The 14,208-nt window shown below is 58.2% G+C and carries 11 protein-coding genes and 1 pseudogene; 7 read left to right on the forward strand and 5 right to left on the reverse strand.

The features are described from left to right. The first annotated feature begins 24 nt into the window (after nt 1–24). Both U4Y88_RS29190 and U4Y88_RS29195 read left to right on the forward strand, forming a co-directional pair. Entirely contained in the window at nt 25–1,623 is a 1,599-nt protein-coding gene (locus U4Y88_RS29190) for an anti-phage dCTP deaminase (RefSeq protein WP_321788090.1), read from the forward strand. Continuing rightward, entirely contained in the window at nt 1,616–2,134 is a 519-nt protein-coding gene (locus U4Y88_RS29195; protein WP_321788092.1) for a hypothetical protein, read from the forward strand. The genes U4Y88_RS29190 and U4Y88_RS29195 overlap by 8 nt, the downstream gene beginning before the upstream one ends. A 326-nt stretch (nt 2,135–2,460) precedes the next feature. Here the strand turns inward: U4Y88_RS29195 and U4Y88_RS29200 are convergent. Continuing rightward, nucleotides 2,461–2,988 (reverse strand): annotated as a pseudogene (locus U4Y88_RS29200) (IS66 family transposase zinc-finger binding domain-containing protein); the annotation flags it as partial. Between the two features lie 178 nt (nt 2,989–3,166). On the opposite strand from U4Y88_RS29200, the gene U4Y88_RS29205 reads away from it, so the two are divergent. Next, complete coding sequence (locus tag U4Y88_RS29205; protein ID WP_321788094.1) at nt 3,167–4,639, forward strand: AAA family ATPase; 1,473 nt, start codon at nt 3,167–3,169, stop codon at nt 4,637–4,639. A gap of 403 nt (nt 4,640–5,042) precedes the next feature. Next, a complete protein-coding gene (locus tag U4Y88_RS29210; protein ID WP_321788096.1) occupies nt 5,043–6,878 on the forward strand; it encodes a S8 family peptidase in 1,836 nt (611 codons plus the stop codon). An 810-nt stretch (nt 6,879–7,688) separates the two neighbouring features. On the opposite strand, the gene U4Y88_RS29215 is transcribed toward U4Y88_RS29210, so the two are convergent. Then, nucleotides 7,689–7,967 carry a transposase gene (locus tag U4Y88_RS29215; RefSeq protein ID WP_321788098.1) on the reverse strand — a complete coding sequence of 93 codons (279 nt, stop codon included), beginning with the start codon at nt 7,965–7,967 and terminating at the stop codon, nt 7,689–7,691. A gap of 351 nt (nt 7,968–8,318) precedes the next feature. Here U4Y88_RS29215 and U4Y88_RS29220 point away from each other — a divergent pair, with 351 nt between their 5' ends. Both U4Y88_RS29220 and U4Y88_RS29225 read left to right on the forward strand, forming a co-directional pair. Next, complete coding sequence (locus U4Y88_RS29220; RefSeq protein WP_321788100.1) at nt 8,319–8,702, forward strand: hypothetical protein; 384 nt, start codon at nt 8,319–8,321, stop codon at nt 8,700–8,702. After that, on the forward strand, nt 8,699–9,667 hold the full coding sequence (locus U4Y88_RS29225; protein WP_321788102.1) for a hypothetical protein: 969 nt from the start codon (nt 8,699–8,701) through the stop codon (nt 9,665–9,667). The genes U4Y88_RS29220 and U4Y88_RS29225 overlap by 4 nt, the downstream gene beginning before the upstream one ends. Nucleotides 9,668–9,967: 300 nt before the next feature. Here the strand turns inward: U4Y88_RS29225 and U4Y88_RS29230 are convergent, their stop codons facing one another. Genes U4Y88_RS29230 through U4Y88_RS29240 form a run of 3 tightly spaced genes read right to left on the reverse strand, consistent with a single transcriptional unit; the run spans nt 9,968 to nt 12,769 of the window. Beyond that, on the reverse strand, nt 9,968–10,963 hold the full coding sequence (locus U4Y88_RS29230; RefSeq protein ID WP_321788104.1) for an NAD(P)H-quinone oxidoreductase: 996 nt from the start codon (nt 10,961–10,963) through the stop codon (nt 9,968–9,970). Beyond that, nucleotides 10,960–11,319: a carboxymuconolactone decarboxylase family protein gene (locus U4Y88_RS29235; protein ID WP_321788106.1), complete on the reverse strand. Its 360-nt coding sequence runs from the start codon at nt 11,317–11,319 to the stop codon at nt 10,960–10,962. Before U4Y88_RS29235 ends, U4Y88_RS29230 begins: the two co-directional genes overlap by 4 nt. A 13-nt stretch (nt 11,320–11,332) precedes the next feature. Then, the gene (locus tag U4Y88_RS29240; RefSeq protein ID WP_321788108.1) at nt 11,333–12,769 is read right to left on the reverse strand and encodes an NAD-dependent succinate-semialdehyde dehydrogenase; all 1,437 of its coding nucleotides are present in this window, start codon (nt 12,767–12,769) and stop codon (nt 11,333–11,335) included. 362 nt (nt 12,770–13,131) lie between these two features. Here U4Y88_RS29240 and U4Y88_RS29245 point away from each other — a divergent pair, with 362 nt between their 5' ends. Further along, on the forward strand, nt 13,132–14,088 hold the full coding sequence (locus U4Y88_RS29245; protein ID WP_321788110.1) for a LysR family transcriptional regulator: 957 nt from the start codon (nt 13,132–13,134) through the stop codon (nt 14,086–14,088). Nucleotides 14,089–14,208: the final 120 nt, after the last annotated feature.

The raw sequence follows: 14,208 nt of genomic DNA on the forward strand, positions 1-14,208 counted from the left end.
GCGGACCAACAAAAATGAACAAAAATGAGCGCTCAACCTCAACTTGTCGCTATATCGGCAAAAAAAGTCGCCACGGGCAACGACGCTAAGCAAACGCTTAAACAAGCAGCAGCGAACGAATACGTGTTCGCGGTCGTCGGCCCTGCAGGCTCAGGCACAAGTTGGGTAGCAAAGGCCTTGCAAACGATCCTTGATAGCAATGGCTTCCAGGCTGACATTCTCAAGGCGTCTTCCGTCATTGAATCATGGGCGGAAAAGCACGGTTATCCGATCGACGAAAGTTCAAAATTGGAACGAGCTAAGTCTCTCCAAGATTTAGGGGACAGGTGCAGACTTGAGTCGAACGACCTCGCTGCTGTCGCGATTCGGTTAATGCAACCGATGCGTGAACTACGTAAGCAATCCACCCAGCGTAGGGCTTACATCATTGATTCTCTTAAGCATCCTGCTGAGACCGCTTTGCTCCGGCAAGTCTACCAAGACGCTTTCTGCCAGATCGGGGTCGTTTGCAGCGAGGAAATTCGCAAGGATCGCCTGCGGCAGGCTAAATGCTCTGACTCTACGATCCCGCAAATCGAAAGCTTCATGCGCCGCGATGAAGACGCGATTGATGATCACGGCCAAAAGGTTACAAAAACCTTTCATCTTTCCGATTTTTTCGTCGACAATACTCCGCCCCGATTCTTGCGCGAAGCGAATACCCAGGTTCCGAACCCAAAATGGGATGTTTCGGACCAATTGGGTCGGCTCGTTGACATCCTGACGCACACAAAAATTGTTCGCCCTCGCCCTAGCGAAACCGGTATGTTCCACGCACATGGCTCTGCAATGCGGAGTGCTTGTTTGTCTCGCCAAGTCGGCGCGGCATTGATGGATGCGGCTGGCAACGTCGTGGCTACGGGCACCAATGAGGTGCCGCGTGCTGGTGGCGGACTTTACGGTGGCGGATTTCGCATGGATGTACTCAATGATCACGAGTATGACCATCGTTGTGCCGTGGCAGGTGGACATTGCCGCAATGCCGAGGAACAACGCACGATTATTCAGGAAATCATCAACGACATCCCCGAGTTGAAGGCAATCGACGATGGCGAATCTTTGCAGAAAAAACTAGCGAAAACTCGGGTGGGCCGACTCGTCGAGTTCAGTCGCGCGGTTCACGCAGAGATGGACGCGTTGCTGTCCGCTGGTCGGCAAGGAACTTCGACAGTCGGCACCCGAATGTTTGTCACGACTTTCCCATGCCACTATTGCGCGCGGCACATTGTCGCAGCCGGGGTGGATGAAGTTCAGTTCATCGAGCCGTATCCCAAAAGCAGAGCGCTTAGCCTTCATGGCGACGCAATTGTTACCGATGGCACCGAATGGCAGGCTCCTAGCGAAACGGTCCATAATGCAAGTGATGGAAAGGGGCATCCGCCACCCTATGTTCTGTTCAGACCCTTTACTGGTGTCGCCCCGCGTTTGTACAAGCGTGCTTTTTTGAAAGATCGAGAATTGAAAGACTCCGCAGGCAAAATGAGCTTCGGCGACTCTGATGCATCAATCCGTCCAGAACTTCTACGGATTAGCTACATCGATGTTGAGGAGCAACTCATAAAAAACGGTGGTCACGATGACTAAAAGCATGCTTTCGCGAAAGCATCTCACTTTGGTTGTGACAGAAGACGCGGACGAGCGTGCCCAGTCCTCTGTCGGGCAAGGTGTCCAGTTGACACTGCCGTTTAACGATGGAAGTGCCATCGTCTTGACTCGCGAGGCTGATCTGCGCGCACCCGGTGCTTTCGAGGATTTTTTGGTGCGCTACAGACCTAAATGGTTGCTGGACGTTCGAATCGCGCCTCGAATGGATTTTATAGCTCCTTCACGGGCGATGGCGCTTCGTCACCTCTCGATGTCGAACATTGGCTATGTCGATGTCCTCGGGCATGTTGACGACCCTCTACAATGGCTGCCGTTTGTCGAACAGCTGCTCGAAAGTCCTGAGTGCGTTGAAGGCCCTTACGCCATTGTCTTTGATTCCGAGCAAAGATTGCGCGACGCGCGCCAGCGTCTGCCAAGCCTGTTCCATCAGTCGGAATCGTCAGAGATCGTCAGCATCTCGACTTTTGGCCGAAATTTGATAGCTCTTTGAGTGAACAAGAACCATCACGTCTTTATGTGGTGATTCACACTTCTCCAATCGTAAGCACGCGCGGGCCTTGGACGATTCCAACCCGCTTCAAGCGTCCCGCATTAACCACTTAGTCCCAGCGCGCCCAGTCTTTTCGGAGATCTCCTGCGATCAGTCGGAGCGTCATCAGCCGAAACGTGGACGAGTGTCAATCCGTCTACTTCTTTGGGACGTGCTCCTTGCCAGAAGACACGACTACCGAATTCGAGCGACTCATGCTGAACGCGAGTGTCGCCTGGGCACCGTCTAGCCCGATCCCGCCAAAGTGGACAAAGTAGGTCCTACCAAACCAGCGCATGGGCCAGCAACCCTGGGCCGGCGAGACCGCGTTCGATGGGGCGGCTCGGGGCAGGCGCCTAGGCGATGTGGTCGCAACACGCGCACGCAAACTTTGGGCGCACATGACGGATGACCCGGAAGCTGGCCGGCACGTACTCCAGTTGTCCGGCGACGTCCTCGCCCAGCGACTTCATCAGGCCACCGCACTGCGCGCACTTCCCGGTGGATTCGGGCAGGTGCGCCTGGATCCCGCACAGCAGATGTTCCGGCAATGGCCAGCGCGGCGCCTGTTCGACTGCCGTGCGTGGCGTCTTCGGTATTTCGACGGGCGTCGCGCCTTCGTCGGCCTCAAGCTCTTCGAGACGCAGTTCGAGTTGCTCGATCTGATGGTCCAGCTTCTCAGACTCGCGACCGAACTGCATACGGCACAGCTTGGCAATGAGCAGCTTCAGGTGTTCGACCTCGGCGGCCCGCGAGGCCAACGCAGCCTGTTGTGAGTCGACCGTTTCCTGCAACTTGAACTTGCGTGTCGCAATCGCACAGCGCGGCCTCTTGGCTAAGCAGCATGGCTTTCATGCGTTTCGACATCGTCGGGAAGTGGGTTCGCCACCTGACGAAAGTACCTTGATACTGACGCTGCGCGAGCTGCACGGGATACCGGGAGCAGCGGGATGATGTCCGCCCAGCCACACGCGCGGTTGGCTGACTGCGGGCATGATCGACATGCGCTTGAGTTTCAATAATCTCGCCGAGAAGGTGCAGACCGCTCTGGAGCCCGCCCCCTTCTGCGGGCCACGTCTTCGTGCCCGGCGGCTCGGTCGCTCTGACATCGTTGCACCGAGGTCGAACGAATCGAATGTTAAATCGTTCCGCTGCTCGTTGCTGGCTCGAGGCCATTCTCAAGTCCGGTCAATCACTCGCCCCAATATTCCCGCCCTTTTTATCGCCTATCAGATATTCCAGAAAGCGCCACACAGCTTTACGATCAATCGATTTCGCTTGCCAAAAAATCCAATCAAATTGACAATGAGCGAAAGAACCCTGACAAACATAGAATTTAGATTTGCGTCACCTATGCACTCCTCCACGCCTGACCTCATCGCCTTTGCCGAGGCAGCCATGTCTGCTGACTATGATCGTATCCGTCAAGTCGGGCAGCGACTTTGCGCGGATTTAGCGACTCGAGACGTCGAAGGCGCCAGATTGCTGAAGCAAGCGCTCGGACGAAAGGGCGTTCCGCTGCGTGCCGCTGGCTATTCAGAGGCCCTGCCCGTTGACAACAAGTCGCGCCTGCCATTGCTCGAAGCGCATGAGATACCCGACGACCCTCTCTTTCTTGACGAAGCAGGAAAAGCGGCCTTCGAGGCCTTCCTTGCCGATGCGACGCATTTCGACAAGTTAGTAGCCCAAGGCATCGCGTCGCGTCTCGCCATGATGCTTTCTGGCCCGCCGGGTACCGGCAAGACTCTCCTGGCTGGCCACATCGCGGCAAATCTTGGCCGCAAATTCTATGTTGTGCGCTTGGACTCGGTTATCTCGTCACTACTAGGCGACACCGCAAAGAACATCCGCAGCATCTTTGACTTCGTCGCGGGAAAGAACGCCGTGCTGTTCCTTGACGAACTCGATGCCGTTGCCAAGATGCGCGACGACCGTAACGAACTCGGCGAACTGAAACGTGTCGTCAACACTGTGATACAAGGCATTGATTCCCTTGAGCCGAGTGCAATTGTGATCGCCGCTACCAATCACGCACAGATGTTGGATACCGCGATCTGGCGCCGCTTCCCTTATAAGATTTCATTCGGCGCGCCAGACCGAGAAATGCGGCACGCGCTATGGCTGCACTTCCTAGGCGACGATCCCGCGTATGAAGTTGCATCACGTATGCTTGCCCTGCTGTCGTCAGGGCTTACTGGCGCAGACATCCAACAATATGCGTTGGCTGCACGACGCTCAGCTGCGCACAGGGATGAACAGGTCGATATGTGGAACCTTGCGAGCGCTGTTGTCCGCCGACATGGCACGCCCCCTGGAAATGGAGCAATTGCAGTCAATGACAAGCGTCGTCTGATAGAAACGCTTGCCCACGAGCACCGGGTATCTCAAGCGGAAATAGCACGGTTCCTTGGCGTGACTCGCCAGGCCATTTCACCTTATTTGAAAGCCACGGACGATGGCAACTGATACTCGACCCGTTCTTAATCCGGTTCTCACGCTCAAAGCCGATGCACGACCGCGATCAGTAACTGGCGGTGGTCTTAATGAATCGCACGTACGTGCCGAGAGGCTAGAGCCTCAACGTGCCTATCTAGCGAAGGAACTCCGTGCGCTTGCCACTGCGAAGTGCTCACTGCACGCTGGACTAATGTTAGTCATCGTCGAGATGTTTGACGATTCGCTCGCACCCACCTATACCCCATCTATTCTGTTTAGCGACAAACATCGAGCACAGTTAATTGCGCCCGTCCCAAACGGTTACCTTGTACAAATTCACCAAGCCTCATGTATAGAGTTAGCGTCCTACATTGAGTCTACTAACAGAGGTGAGGCGCGTGCACTAATTTCGCGAGTTAAAAGCCTCGAGACCATGTTTACCTCACCGCTCGCGGGCGGCCAAAATTTTGACAATCTTTGGCGGGAAGCCACGGAGCGCGAGGACGGCAGAATTTTCACTGCTTGGTTCTCTCCATTTTTCGACGGAAAGGCGCGAGAAAGTGTCACGGCATGTATCAATGCCTCGCAACGTGAAGGCAAGATCCGGCCAATAGCCAATCTAATCTCAATTACGCGCGAACCTGGGTCAAACGCTGACCAGTTGCAGGTGCAAAATGCGGCCAGCTCCCTCAGCATAGCGCGGAGTACGCGCACGTATCGGCAAGTCCCATTCACACAAATGGAATTCGCAGCGCCTGATGCGAATTCGCTGCGGCAGCTTGTCGCCGCTGGCGCTGTATTCCGCATCGACCCTGTAAAGCCCGTTAAGGCAGCCGTCGCGCCTCGAGCGCCGGACCCAGACAGACCCGTTCCCGATGAACAATGGCAGCCGATAGTTGGTATTGTCGACGGTGGACTTTTCGCTCAAAGTTACGATCCGATGGTTGCATGGCGGGCACCATCTCTCGTTTCGGACGTTGCTGCCAACCGCAAGCATGGCAACCAAATTACGTCGCTTGTGGTCCAAGGCGGCGCGTGGAATACACATCTATCGATTCCAGACTTGGTGTGTCGAGTCGGAATCGCTCAGGCTATTGCTCGCGAAGACCGAACCGGCGCCACATCGGACGAGCTCGATAGTTATTTGCGCTCGATAATCGGACGTCATTCGGGCGACACCAAGGTGTGGAATATGTCTTTTAGCGAACCGGTAGACGGTAATAGACCGCTCTATATGAGCCGTCTGGGCCATCGCCTACGTCAAATTTCTCGCGATTTTGGCGTGTTGCCTGTTATCGCGATTGGCAATCACGCTCCGGAAAACACCGTCAGACTTTGCCCTCCAGCCGATTGCGAAGCCGCATTGACTGTTGCAGGCCGAAAATCTAACGCTAACGGAGAACCCGGGCCACCTTGCGATGTAAGTCTACCGGGCCCTGGACCCGAAGGACTCTTCAAACCTGAAGTCTCGTGGTTCTCTTCGCTGCGAGGGCTCGGTGGAGAGATGCTTGAGGGGTCGAGCTACGCAACAGCAATTACCTCGTCGCTCGCTGCTCATACGTTCCACAATCTTAAAACGCCATCACCGGATCTTGTTCGTGCTCTCTTGATCAATGCGTCGGAGCGGGATTCATTTGACTATCGACTCGGGTGGGGAACGCCACATCAAAATCAGCGACTCCCCTGGGTTTGCGCAGAAGGAAGCGTAACACTAGCCTGGAGTACGAGTCTCGCAGCAGGATTCTGGCACTACTGGGATGACATCCCAATTCCTCCGGAATTTGTGCATGATGGGAAATTGCGCGGACGAGTTGCGTTGACCGCCATTCTCAATCCACTGGTCTCCGAACTTGGTATGGCAAACTACTTTGCCACCCGGGTGCAAGTCGCACTTCAATATTGGACTCCGAATGGGAAGGTCTCGAACCTCGCTGGTAGCATGCGAGAAGATCAAGCAGCAGAGTTAGAGGCGCGCTCTTCATTGGCGAAATGGAATCCCGTTCGCCATCACGTCAATCACATTAAAAAAGGTCGAGCCTTTAGTGGTAGCACATTGCGAGTTTGCGCACGAGTATTCCCTCGAGATCTATATCAATTCGGACATACGCGTAACGAAGACGTGCCGCCGAGTGAAGTAGCTTTCGTTCTGACGCTTAGCGCACCGGACGACGCACCCAATCGAGCGTCGATCTACAACTCGCTCGTCGCGCGGCTAGGTAATTATGTCGAAAGTGCCGTCAATGATATCGATGTCAATGTCGAGCAGTAGTACAGGCTCGCGCACGGATCCAGTGCTGTGTTTCGCATCGCTATGCTCAAGCTTATTCGGCGGCGATTCCTGTAAATGATCACCTTTCCTAAGCAAGGGGAAATTGCATGTGTAAGTAAAGCGGATGTGACTAGGTACGCTGACGTGCACAGCAGCGTACCTCTCATTTCGCTCTTCAGAAAACACTGCGCAGAACAGGTTCGCTCACGATAAGGTTTGTTGTTCGACGCCAGACATTCTCGATCATTCTGCGGTTAATCCAAGATGTGGCCGTTGCCCGTGCCCAGCAGATTCGGCATCGACAGTATCCTGATGGGAAGTCAGTGTGCTTGCACCTGGGCCGATCCATAATGCCCGGGAGAAGTAACCCAACCGCACCATTACATTGGTATCCAGCCGGGGGGGCGTGTTACCAATACCGTTCAAGGCATCCGGTCGCGAATCGCGATCAGCAGATCGATGCGCCTCTCTACGAGCAGCGGGATGGGCGACTCGCCGCTGACCCACCGCCCAACTGTCCGCCGGTCGTATCCGGCGCATTCCGCAAATGTGACTTGAGTCCAGCGAAGGCGAGCCAGCGCGTAAGCAAGGTCAGCAGGCCTCATGATTTGAGCAAAATGTCGCACATAAATCCCGATCAATCGGGACATTTTGTCATATCGAAAGCAAACCGACGTCTCCCCGTTGCAAAGAGGCAGCCAGGTCGATCCAGTGCTGTGCGACAGACCTCTTCGGCAGGGAAACCTGGTCGCCAGCGCTTTCAGGCCCGAGGCTGTTGACAAAGGAGTCTCGAGCTGGACGAAGGCCGGCTCATCCGACGGCAGCGATCTCGGGCGGGGCCAGACTGCCGGGCTCATTCGCGAGCCCGGCAACTCCGACGCGGCCCTGCTCGCGCTGGTACTGCGAAATCCAGGTCCGCACGAGATTCGGGTTGATACCGTGATCCATCGCAGTGCGCGCGATCGATACGCTCGGCTTGAGACATTGCTGTATCAGCTCGCGCTTAGCGCTCTCGTCGTATTTGCGCCGTCCGTCGCGCTTGGAACCAACGACCAGACGGCCCTGCAACCCTTCTTCCTGTTCGCTCATGTCTACCTGTCCACGTTGGTTGAACATGGACACGTAGCCTCTGTGAATCAGCCGAGCATGGGAAGGGTGTGGTTTATAGACCGCTTACAATTAATTGCGCAATAACCCATTGTGCGAGCCAGTTTGGGTCGAGTAGACGCTCGACCGCGAAAAAATTTGTCCCTAGCTCTACATATAACGCCCCTTTTGCCGATTTATAGGGAGGTATCTGCAAGCCCCGTCGTCGGATGGCTGACTGCGTCTGCGCTCCGTCCGGAACCGCGGTGACTAAGCGTTGCTCGAGCAACTGATACCCCCGTCGCGGCAGCGTCAGTCACATGTTTTCTGTTGGTATTGTTGAAGGAAACTGAAATGTTTATCACCCTGGAGTTGTGGGATGAAGAACCACGACACGATGGCGAGCCTGTCCGCCTAGGATCGCTGCTTGAGGCCCGTCTGGATATGCACGCATTGAAATATCGTGTGCTGCCAATCAATCTGCACGGCCTCCTGTCTCTTGAGCCAATCAGGATATGGACGATTGGCCGCCCGCATACTGCTGATAGTCACTCGGATGCGCTGGAGGGCGTACGGCTTTTGCTGGCTGATTCATCCAGCTATGTCGTCATAGTCGATGATCGTGACCGGACCTTCGAGGACATCCTCGCAGAAGCGCGCGCCAGCGGTGACGTGGTCTACCGCGGCTATGAACATTCGAACTACGCCCGACGCTACATTCATCAGGAAACGCGATGAGCGCGCAGAAGAAACCGAAATCAGTGACGCGTACTCCCAATTCTGTGCGACGCCGCGTCACGTCTGGCGGCCCTTCACTGAATGCACCGCTCGAATCAACAACAAGCTCAGAAATGCATACAACCAACGCGCAAAAAACCGGCAAGTGGTGGGAATCCCGCGCAACCGATGCTTCACATCACGTCGACCACCCCGCTGCGTACTATGTCGCGAGTGCGTTAAGCCTTCTTCTTTCCGGCATTCTGGCGTGGAATGCGTTCGTCGCGGAGGATCACTTCTGGTCGAACCTGAACATGATATTCACCGCTGGCGCACTGACCCTCGCCGCTGCTGCCAGTACCCTGCTACAGATCAGGCCACTACGTACATCCGCCGGTCTACCGGTGACCGGCGTGCTGCTTTTGGCAGGCTCGGCGTGGCTATACCAGGATGCCAGTAACCAGACCGTCTTGAGGTTGCACCGCTACTTCGCATTTGACGTCTCCCAACTCGCGCAGGCCATCGCCACGGGCACCAGATACCTCTATGCCCTTGAAGCGGCAGCCTGCATCTCTGCGCTCGGCTTCGTTGCCGCTGTAGCGGTCGCCTACGCTTTGGCGTTCCGGACCACTTCAGGCACAACGGTACGAACTGACTGGTGGTTCCGTGGTGTATCGCTCGGCATGGCCGTCGCTTTCCTGCTCGTCTCAATTGTGTCGTGGAGAATATTCGGTTCCGTCGCAGCGGACGCCATTACCGTTCACGCAGCCTACGATGTCGACTTCACCGACCACTTTAATTGCTCGCTTGCTCCACAGGGAGACAAAGTGTTGTTCTCGACAATGTCCGACAACACCGGCTACGCGATGCACATGGATTTACCCGACCGGCGGCTGCTTTCCATTTCCAAGGCAGATCTTGACGTGCAGTCTCCCACGCTCAATAACCTGACTGTCGTGACATGCAACGAGCCCCCCAAGCCTTGACTGGTTGGGATCTGTAGTGTTCAACTAATCCCCTCACAACCTGAGCCCCAATCTTTGACATGCATTGGAGCGTGTCTTCGCGCGCAAAATAAGCGACGCTCCGATAGGGCCGCGCCGAAGGTCTATGCGTGGCTTGAAGACCGTTAGTTACATTCTCTGCATGTGGCCAGCTCCCGACAATGTCTGGCTTCAATCACACACGTGCACAGGTGTGCTGTTTGCCTCCTGGCCATCAGCGCCCGGATCCAGCCCACCGCGTACCAGCCGTCCCGTGGCCGGTCGCGGGTGGGCACAGCCTCTTTACCACTGCCCGCTTGTCGTCAGGATGATTTTCCCGACGTTCGCAGCCGACTCCATGCGCCGATGCGCCTCCTTCGCCTGCGCCAGCGAAAACGTGCTGTCCACCACCGGCTCCAGACTGCGTCCGCCCGAAAACCGCTCGAGCCAATGCTCGCGGAAACGCCTCACCATCGCGTGCTTTTCCGCCTGCGCTCGCGACTTCATCACGGTGCCGATAATCTGGATATGGCGATACAGAATTGCTTCCAGCTCGACGCTCACCTGTCCGCCGCCACCGAGAATCCCGACCTGCACCAGACGTCCGCCATTCGCGAGCGACGCGATATTGCGAGCGAAATACGGCGCACCGATGAAATCGATCACCACATCCACTCCTCGTCCAGCTGTCTTCTGCGCGACGACATCCGCGAAATCCTGCGTGCGGTAGTCGATGGCGTGGTCTGCGCCCAGTTGCACGACGCGTTCGAGCTTTGAAGCCTCGGAGGTCGCGAACACGGTCGCGCCGCTCGCATAGGCCAGTTGCACGGCCGCCGAACCCACGCCGCCCGCTGCCGCGTGAATGAGCACGGAGTCACCCTGCCTGAGACGCCCGAGATGCATCATCGCTTCGTGCGCTGTGACGAACACTTCGGGGATGGCAGCCGCGTGTACATAGTCGAGCTGCTCCGGAATCGGCATCGCCATGCGCCAGTCGATGCGCGCGAGTTCGGCATACGCGCCACCGCCGACCACACCCATCACGCGGTCGCCGATCTTGTAACCTTGCGCCGACGCGCCGACTTCCAGCACCTCGCCCGCGATTTCCAGACCCATGATGGTCGAATCGCCAAAATCCGGCCGGCCGTAACCGCCGCGGCGATGCGTGAGATCGGCGCGATTCACGCCAGCCGCATGTACGCGCACCAGCAGGTCGTCGGCGCGCAGCTCCGGGTCGGGGACATCGGCAAGTTTGAGGACATCAGCGTCGCCGAATTCGTTGAAGGTAATGGCTTTCATGCTTGTGTATCCTGCGGTGCGTCTGGGGAAATGTGGGCGTCGCCGAGCGTCGCTTGCGCGGCGGCGGACGCCGAAATCGCAGCCGGAAAACCGGCGTAAAACGCGAGGTGCGTGATGGCCGCCGCGAGTTCCCCGCGCGTGACGCCGTTGTCCACGGCGCGGCGCAGATGCGCGGGCAGTTCGTCGTGATGGCCGCCGACGATCAACGCGGCGACGGTCACGAGACTTCTGTCGCGCGGCGAGAGCGCCGCATCGGCCCAGACCTGCGGAAACAGCACGTCGTCGACGAGCGCGGCGAGCTTCGGCGTGAACGCGCGCGCGGCTTCGCGCGGGCTGTCGAAAATGGCGTGAGACATGATGGCGCGCTCCTCAAACCTGGCTGATGAACTTGTGGGTGAGATAAAACCCGATGCCTTCCGCGCCGCCTTCGGAGCCGATACCGCTCTCCTTGATGCCGCCGAACGGCAGTTCGGTCGCGACGATGCGGTACTGGTTAATGCCGATCATGCCGGCTTCCAGACCGTCGGCGACGTCGATGGCGGTGCGTGCGTTGTTCGTGAACGCGTAGGCGGAGAGGCCGTACGGCAGGCGGTTCGCTTCCGCGAGACCGTCTTGCAGCGCGTCGAAGCGCACCAGCACGGCGATGGGGCCGAACGGTTCCTCGTGCATCACGCGGGCGTCCGTCGGCACGTCGGCGAGCACGGTCGGTTCGAAGAAGTAGCCGTCGCCCGCGATGCGCTTGCCGCCTGCGAGCACCGTCGCGCCGCGCGCCACCGCATCGGCGATGAGCTCTTCCATCTTGGCGACCTGGCGCGGATTGGCGAGCGGGCCGACCTGCGTGCCCGGCGTCATGCCATCGCCGACCTTGAGCGCTTCGGTCGCGGCGACGAAGTGCCCGGCGAATTCATCGTAGACCTCGCGCTGAATCAGGAAACGGGTCGACGAAATGCAGACCTGTCCGGTGCCACGAAAGCGGTTGGCCGCGCCTTCGACGGCCGCTTTGACGACGTCGGCGTCCTTGAACACGAGCACGGGCCCGTGACCGCCGAGTTCGAGCGTGATCGGCTTCACACCCTCGGCGGCGCGTGCCGCGAGCAGGCGGCCGATGGGCACGGAGCCCGTGAACGTCACCTTGCGGATGACCGGCGACGCAATCAGTTGCTTGGAGACCTCGTCTGGCACGCCGAATACCACCTGGAGCACGCCTTTGGGCAGGCCCGCGTCGTCGAGTGCGCGGGCCAGCGCGAGCGCGGTCGCCGGGCTTTCCTCACCTGGTTTGATGATGACGCTGCAACCCGCAGCCAGCGCGGCGGACAGCTTGCGGGCGGGCGTGATGGCCGGGAAATTCCAGGGCGTGAAGGCAGCAACGGGACCGATCGCCTGCTTCTTCACGAGCTGCTGCACGCCGGGACGATTCGATGGCACGACACGCCCGTCGATGCGACGCGCCTCTTCCGCGAACCATTCGAAATAGTCAGCCGCGCGCAGCACTTCATCGCGGCTTTCGGCAAGCGGCTTGCCTTCTTCGAGCGTCAGCAGTTCGGCGATATGCGCGGCGCGCTCGCGAATCAGATTCGCGCCGTCCTTCAGGATGCGCGCCCGCTCGGCTGGCACCGTGTTGCGCCACACGTCGAATGCGCGCTGTGCCGTCTGCAGCGCCTGATCGAGGTCCGCCGCCGTGGCGAGCGGCACGCGGCCCAGTTCCTTCAGCGTGGCCGGATTGACGACCGGCGCGCTCGCGCGTTCGCTGGCCGCGATCCATTCGCCGTCGATGAAAAGATAAAGCGAGTCGTAACGAGCATCCATTTCCTTCACCTCAATATAGTTAGCAATTCGAAGCAATTAACATTCATGCCGGAACAGTCGATTGCACCTTGCGTGCCGTTGTCGAACACGACCAGAGCGGCGTGGCAGCGCCGGTTTTCAACTGGCTATCGGCTGGTCGTGCGTGCCTTGTCTGCGGAACCCAGTCTATGCGGGATGCCCGGCCGGTTTTAGCCAGGACGGAAAGAATGATTCTTTCCGCGAGAGGGAAAATCCCGCCGGGCCGCGTTGGGCCGGGCGACCGGGCGAGGCTCTGACGGCGAGTCGCTTAACGACACGCAAACCGGCGCTCGCCTATCATGGCCAGTCCAGAATGGTGAACTCAGAGGAAAGGAAAGGGCGGGATGGACAAGTTATATAACATGTCGGTGTTTGCGAAAGTCGTCGAAATGGGGAGCTTCACTGCCGTCGCGAATCACCTCGACACCACGGTCGGGAACATTTCCCGCGCCGTTTCCGTGCTCGAAGAGTCGCTCGACACCCGCCTCATGCAGCGCTCGACGCGCCGCCTCCTCATCACCGACGCGGGACGACGCTTCTACGAACGCTGCGTGGCCATTCTGACCGACGTGGAGCACGCCGAAGCCGAGGCGCGCGACGCCCTGCTCGAACCGCGCGGCACGCTGCGGGTTCACTCGGTCCCCGGACTCGGCCGCCATCTCGTGACGCGCGCCGTCCTGGCCTACCGCGGGTCGTACCCAGAGGTCTCGGTTGAACTGCTGCTCTCGCAGCGCATGCCAAATCTGCTTGAGGAGCAGCTTGATATCGGCATCGTGATCACGCGTACGCTGCCTGACTCCGCATACGTGAGCCAGAACATCGGCACGAGCCATTGCATCCTCGCAGCATCGCCCGCGTATCTGGCCAGGCGCCCGCCGCCCGCGGCGCCCGAAGACCTGATCGACCATCAATGTGTGCTGCTCGGAACCGTGGACTACGCGCCAGACGAGTGGCATCTCGAAAGCCCGACCGGCAATGCCGTCTATCGGCCCACCGGTCCACACTTCAGCGTCAACGATATGGAGGCGATGTCTCAGGCGTTGCGCGACGGTGCGGGCATCGGCCTCCTCGCGGCATTCTCGGCAATCGACGATCTCCGCAGAGGGACGCTCGTTCGTGTGCTACCCAGGTACCACACGCAGGTGCGCAATGTGTACGCGGTTTATCCGTCGCGCCAGTTCGTCGATGCAAAAATCAAGCGGTTCGTCGAGGCATTGAAGTCGCACGTGGGTGAGTCTCTGCAGACCTACGCCACGGAACTTGAAATTGAAACGGCTGCGCTCAATTCCCCGGAGCGCTAGCGCGGTCAATCTGGGTAGTCGGCTATCCTGACATTGCCGTGGCACTCGTACGTTGCTTGAGCTCCCATGATTCAACCCGTTTCTGACACGCCGCCAGACCCATCATGAATCGATAGCTTT

Origin of the sequence: Paraburkholderia sp. J94, assembly GCF_905220285.1 — a bacterium.
Taxonomy (GTDB): domain Bacteria; phylum Pseudomonadota; class Gammaproteobacteria; order Burkholderiales; family Burkholderiaceae; genus Paraburkholderia; species Paraburkholderia tropica_A.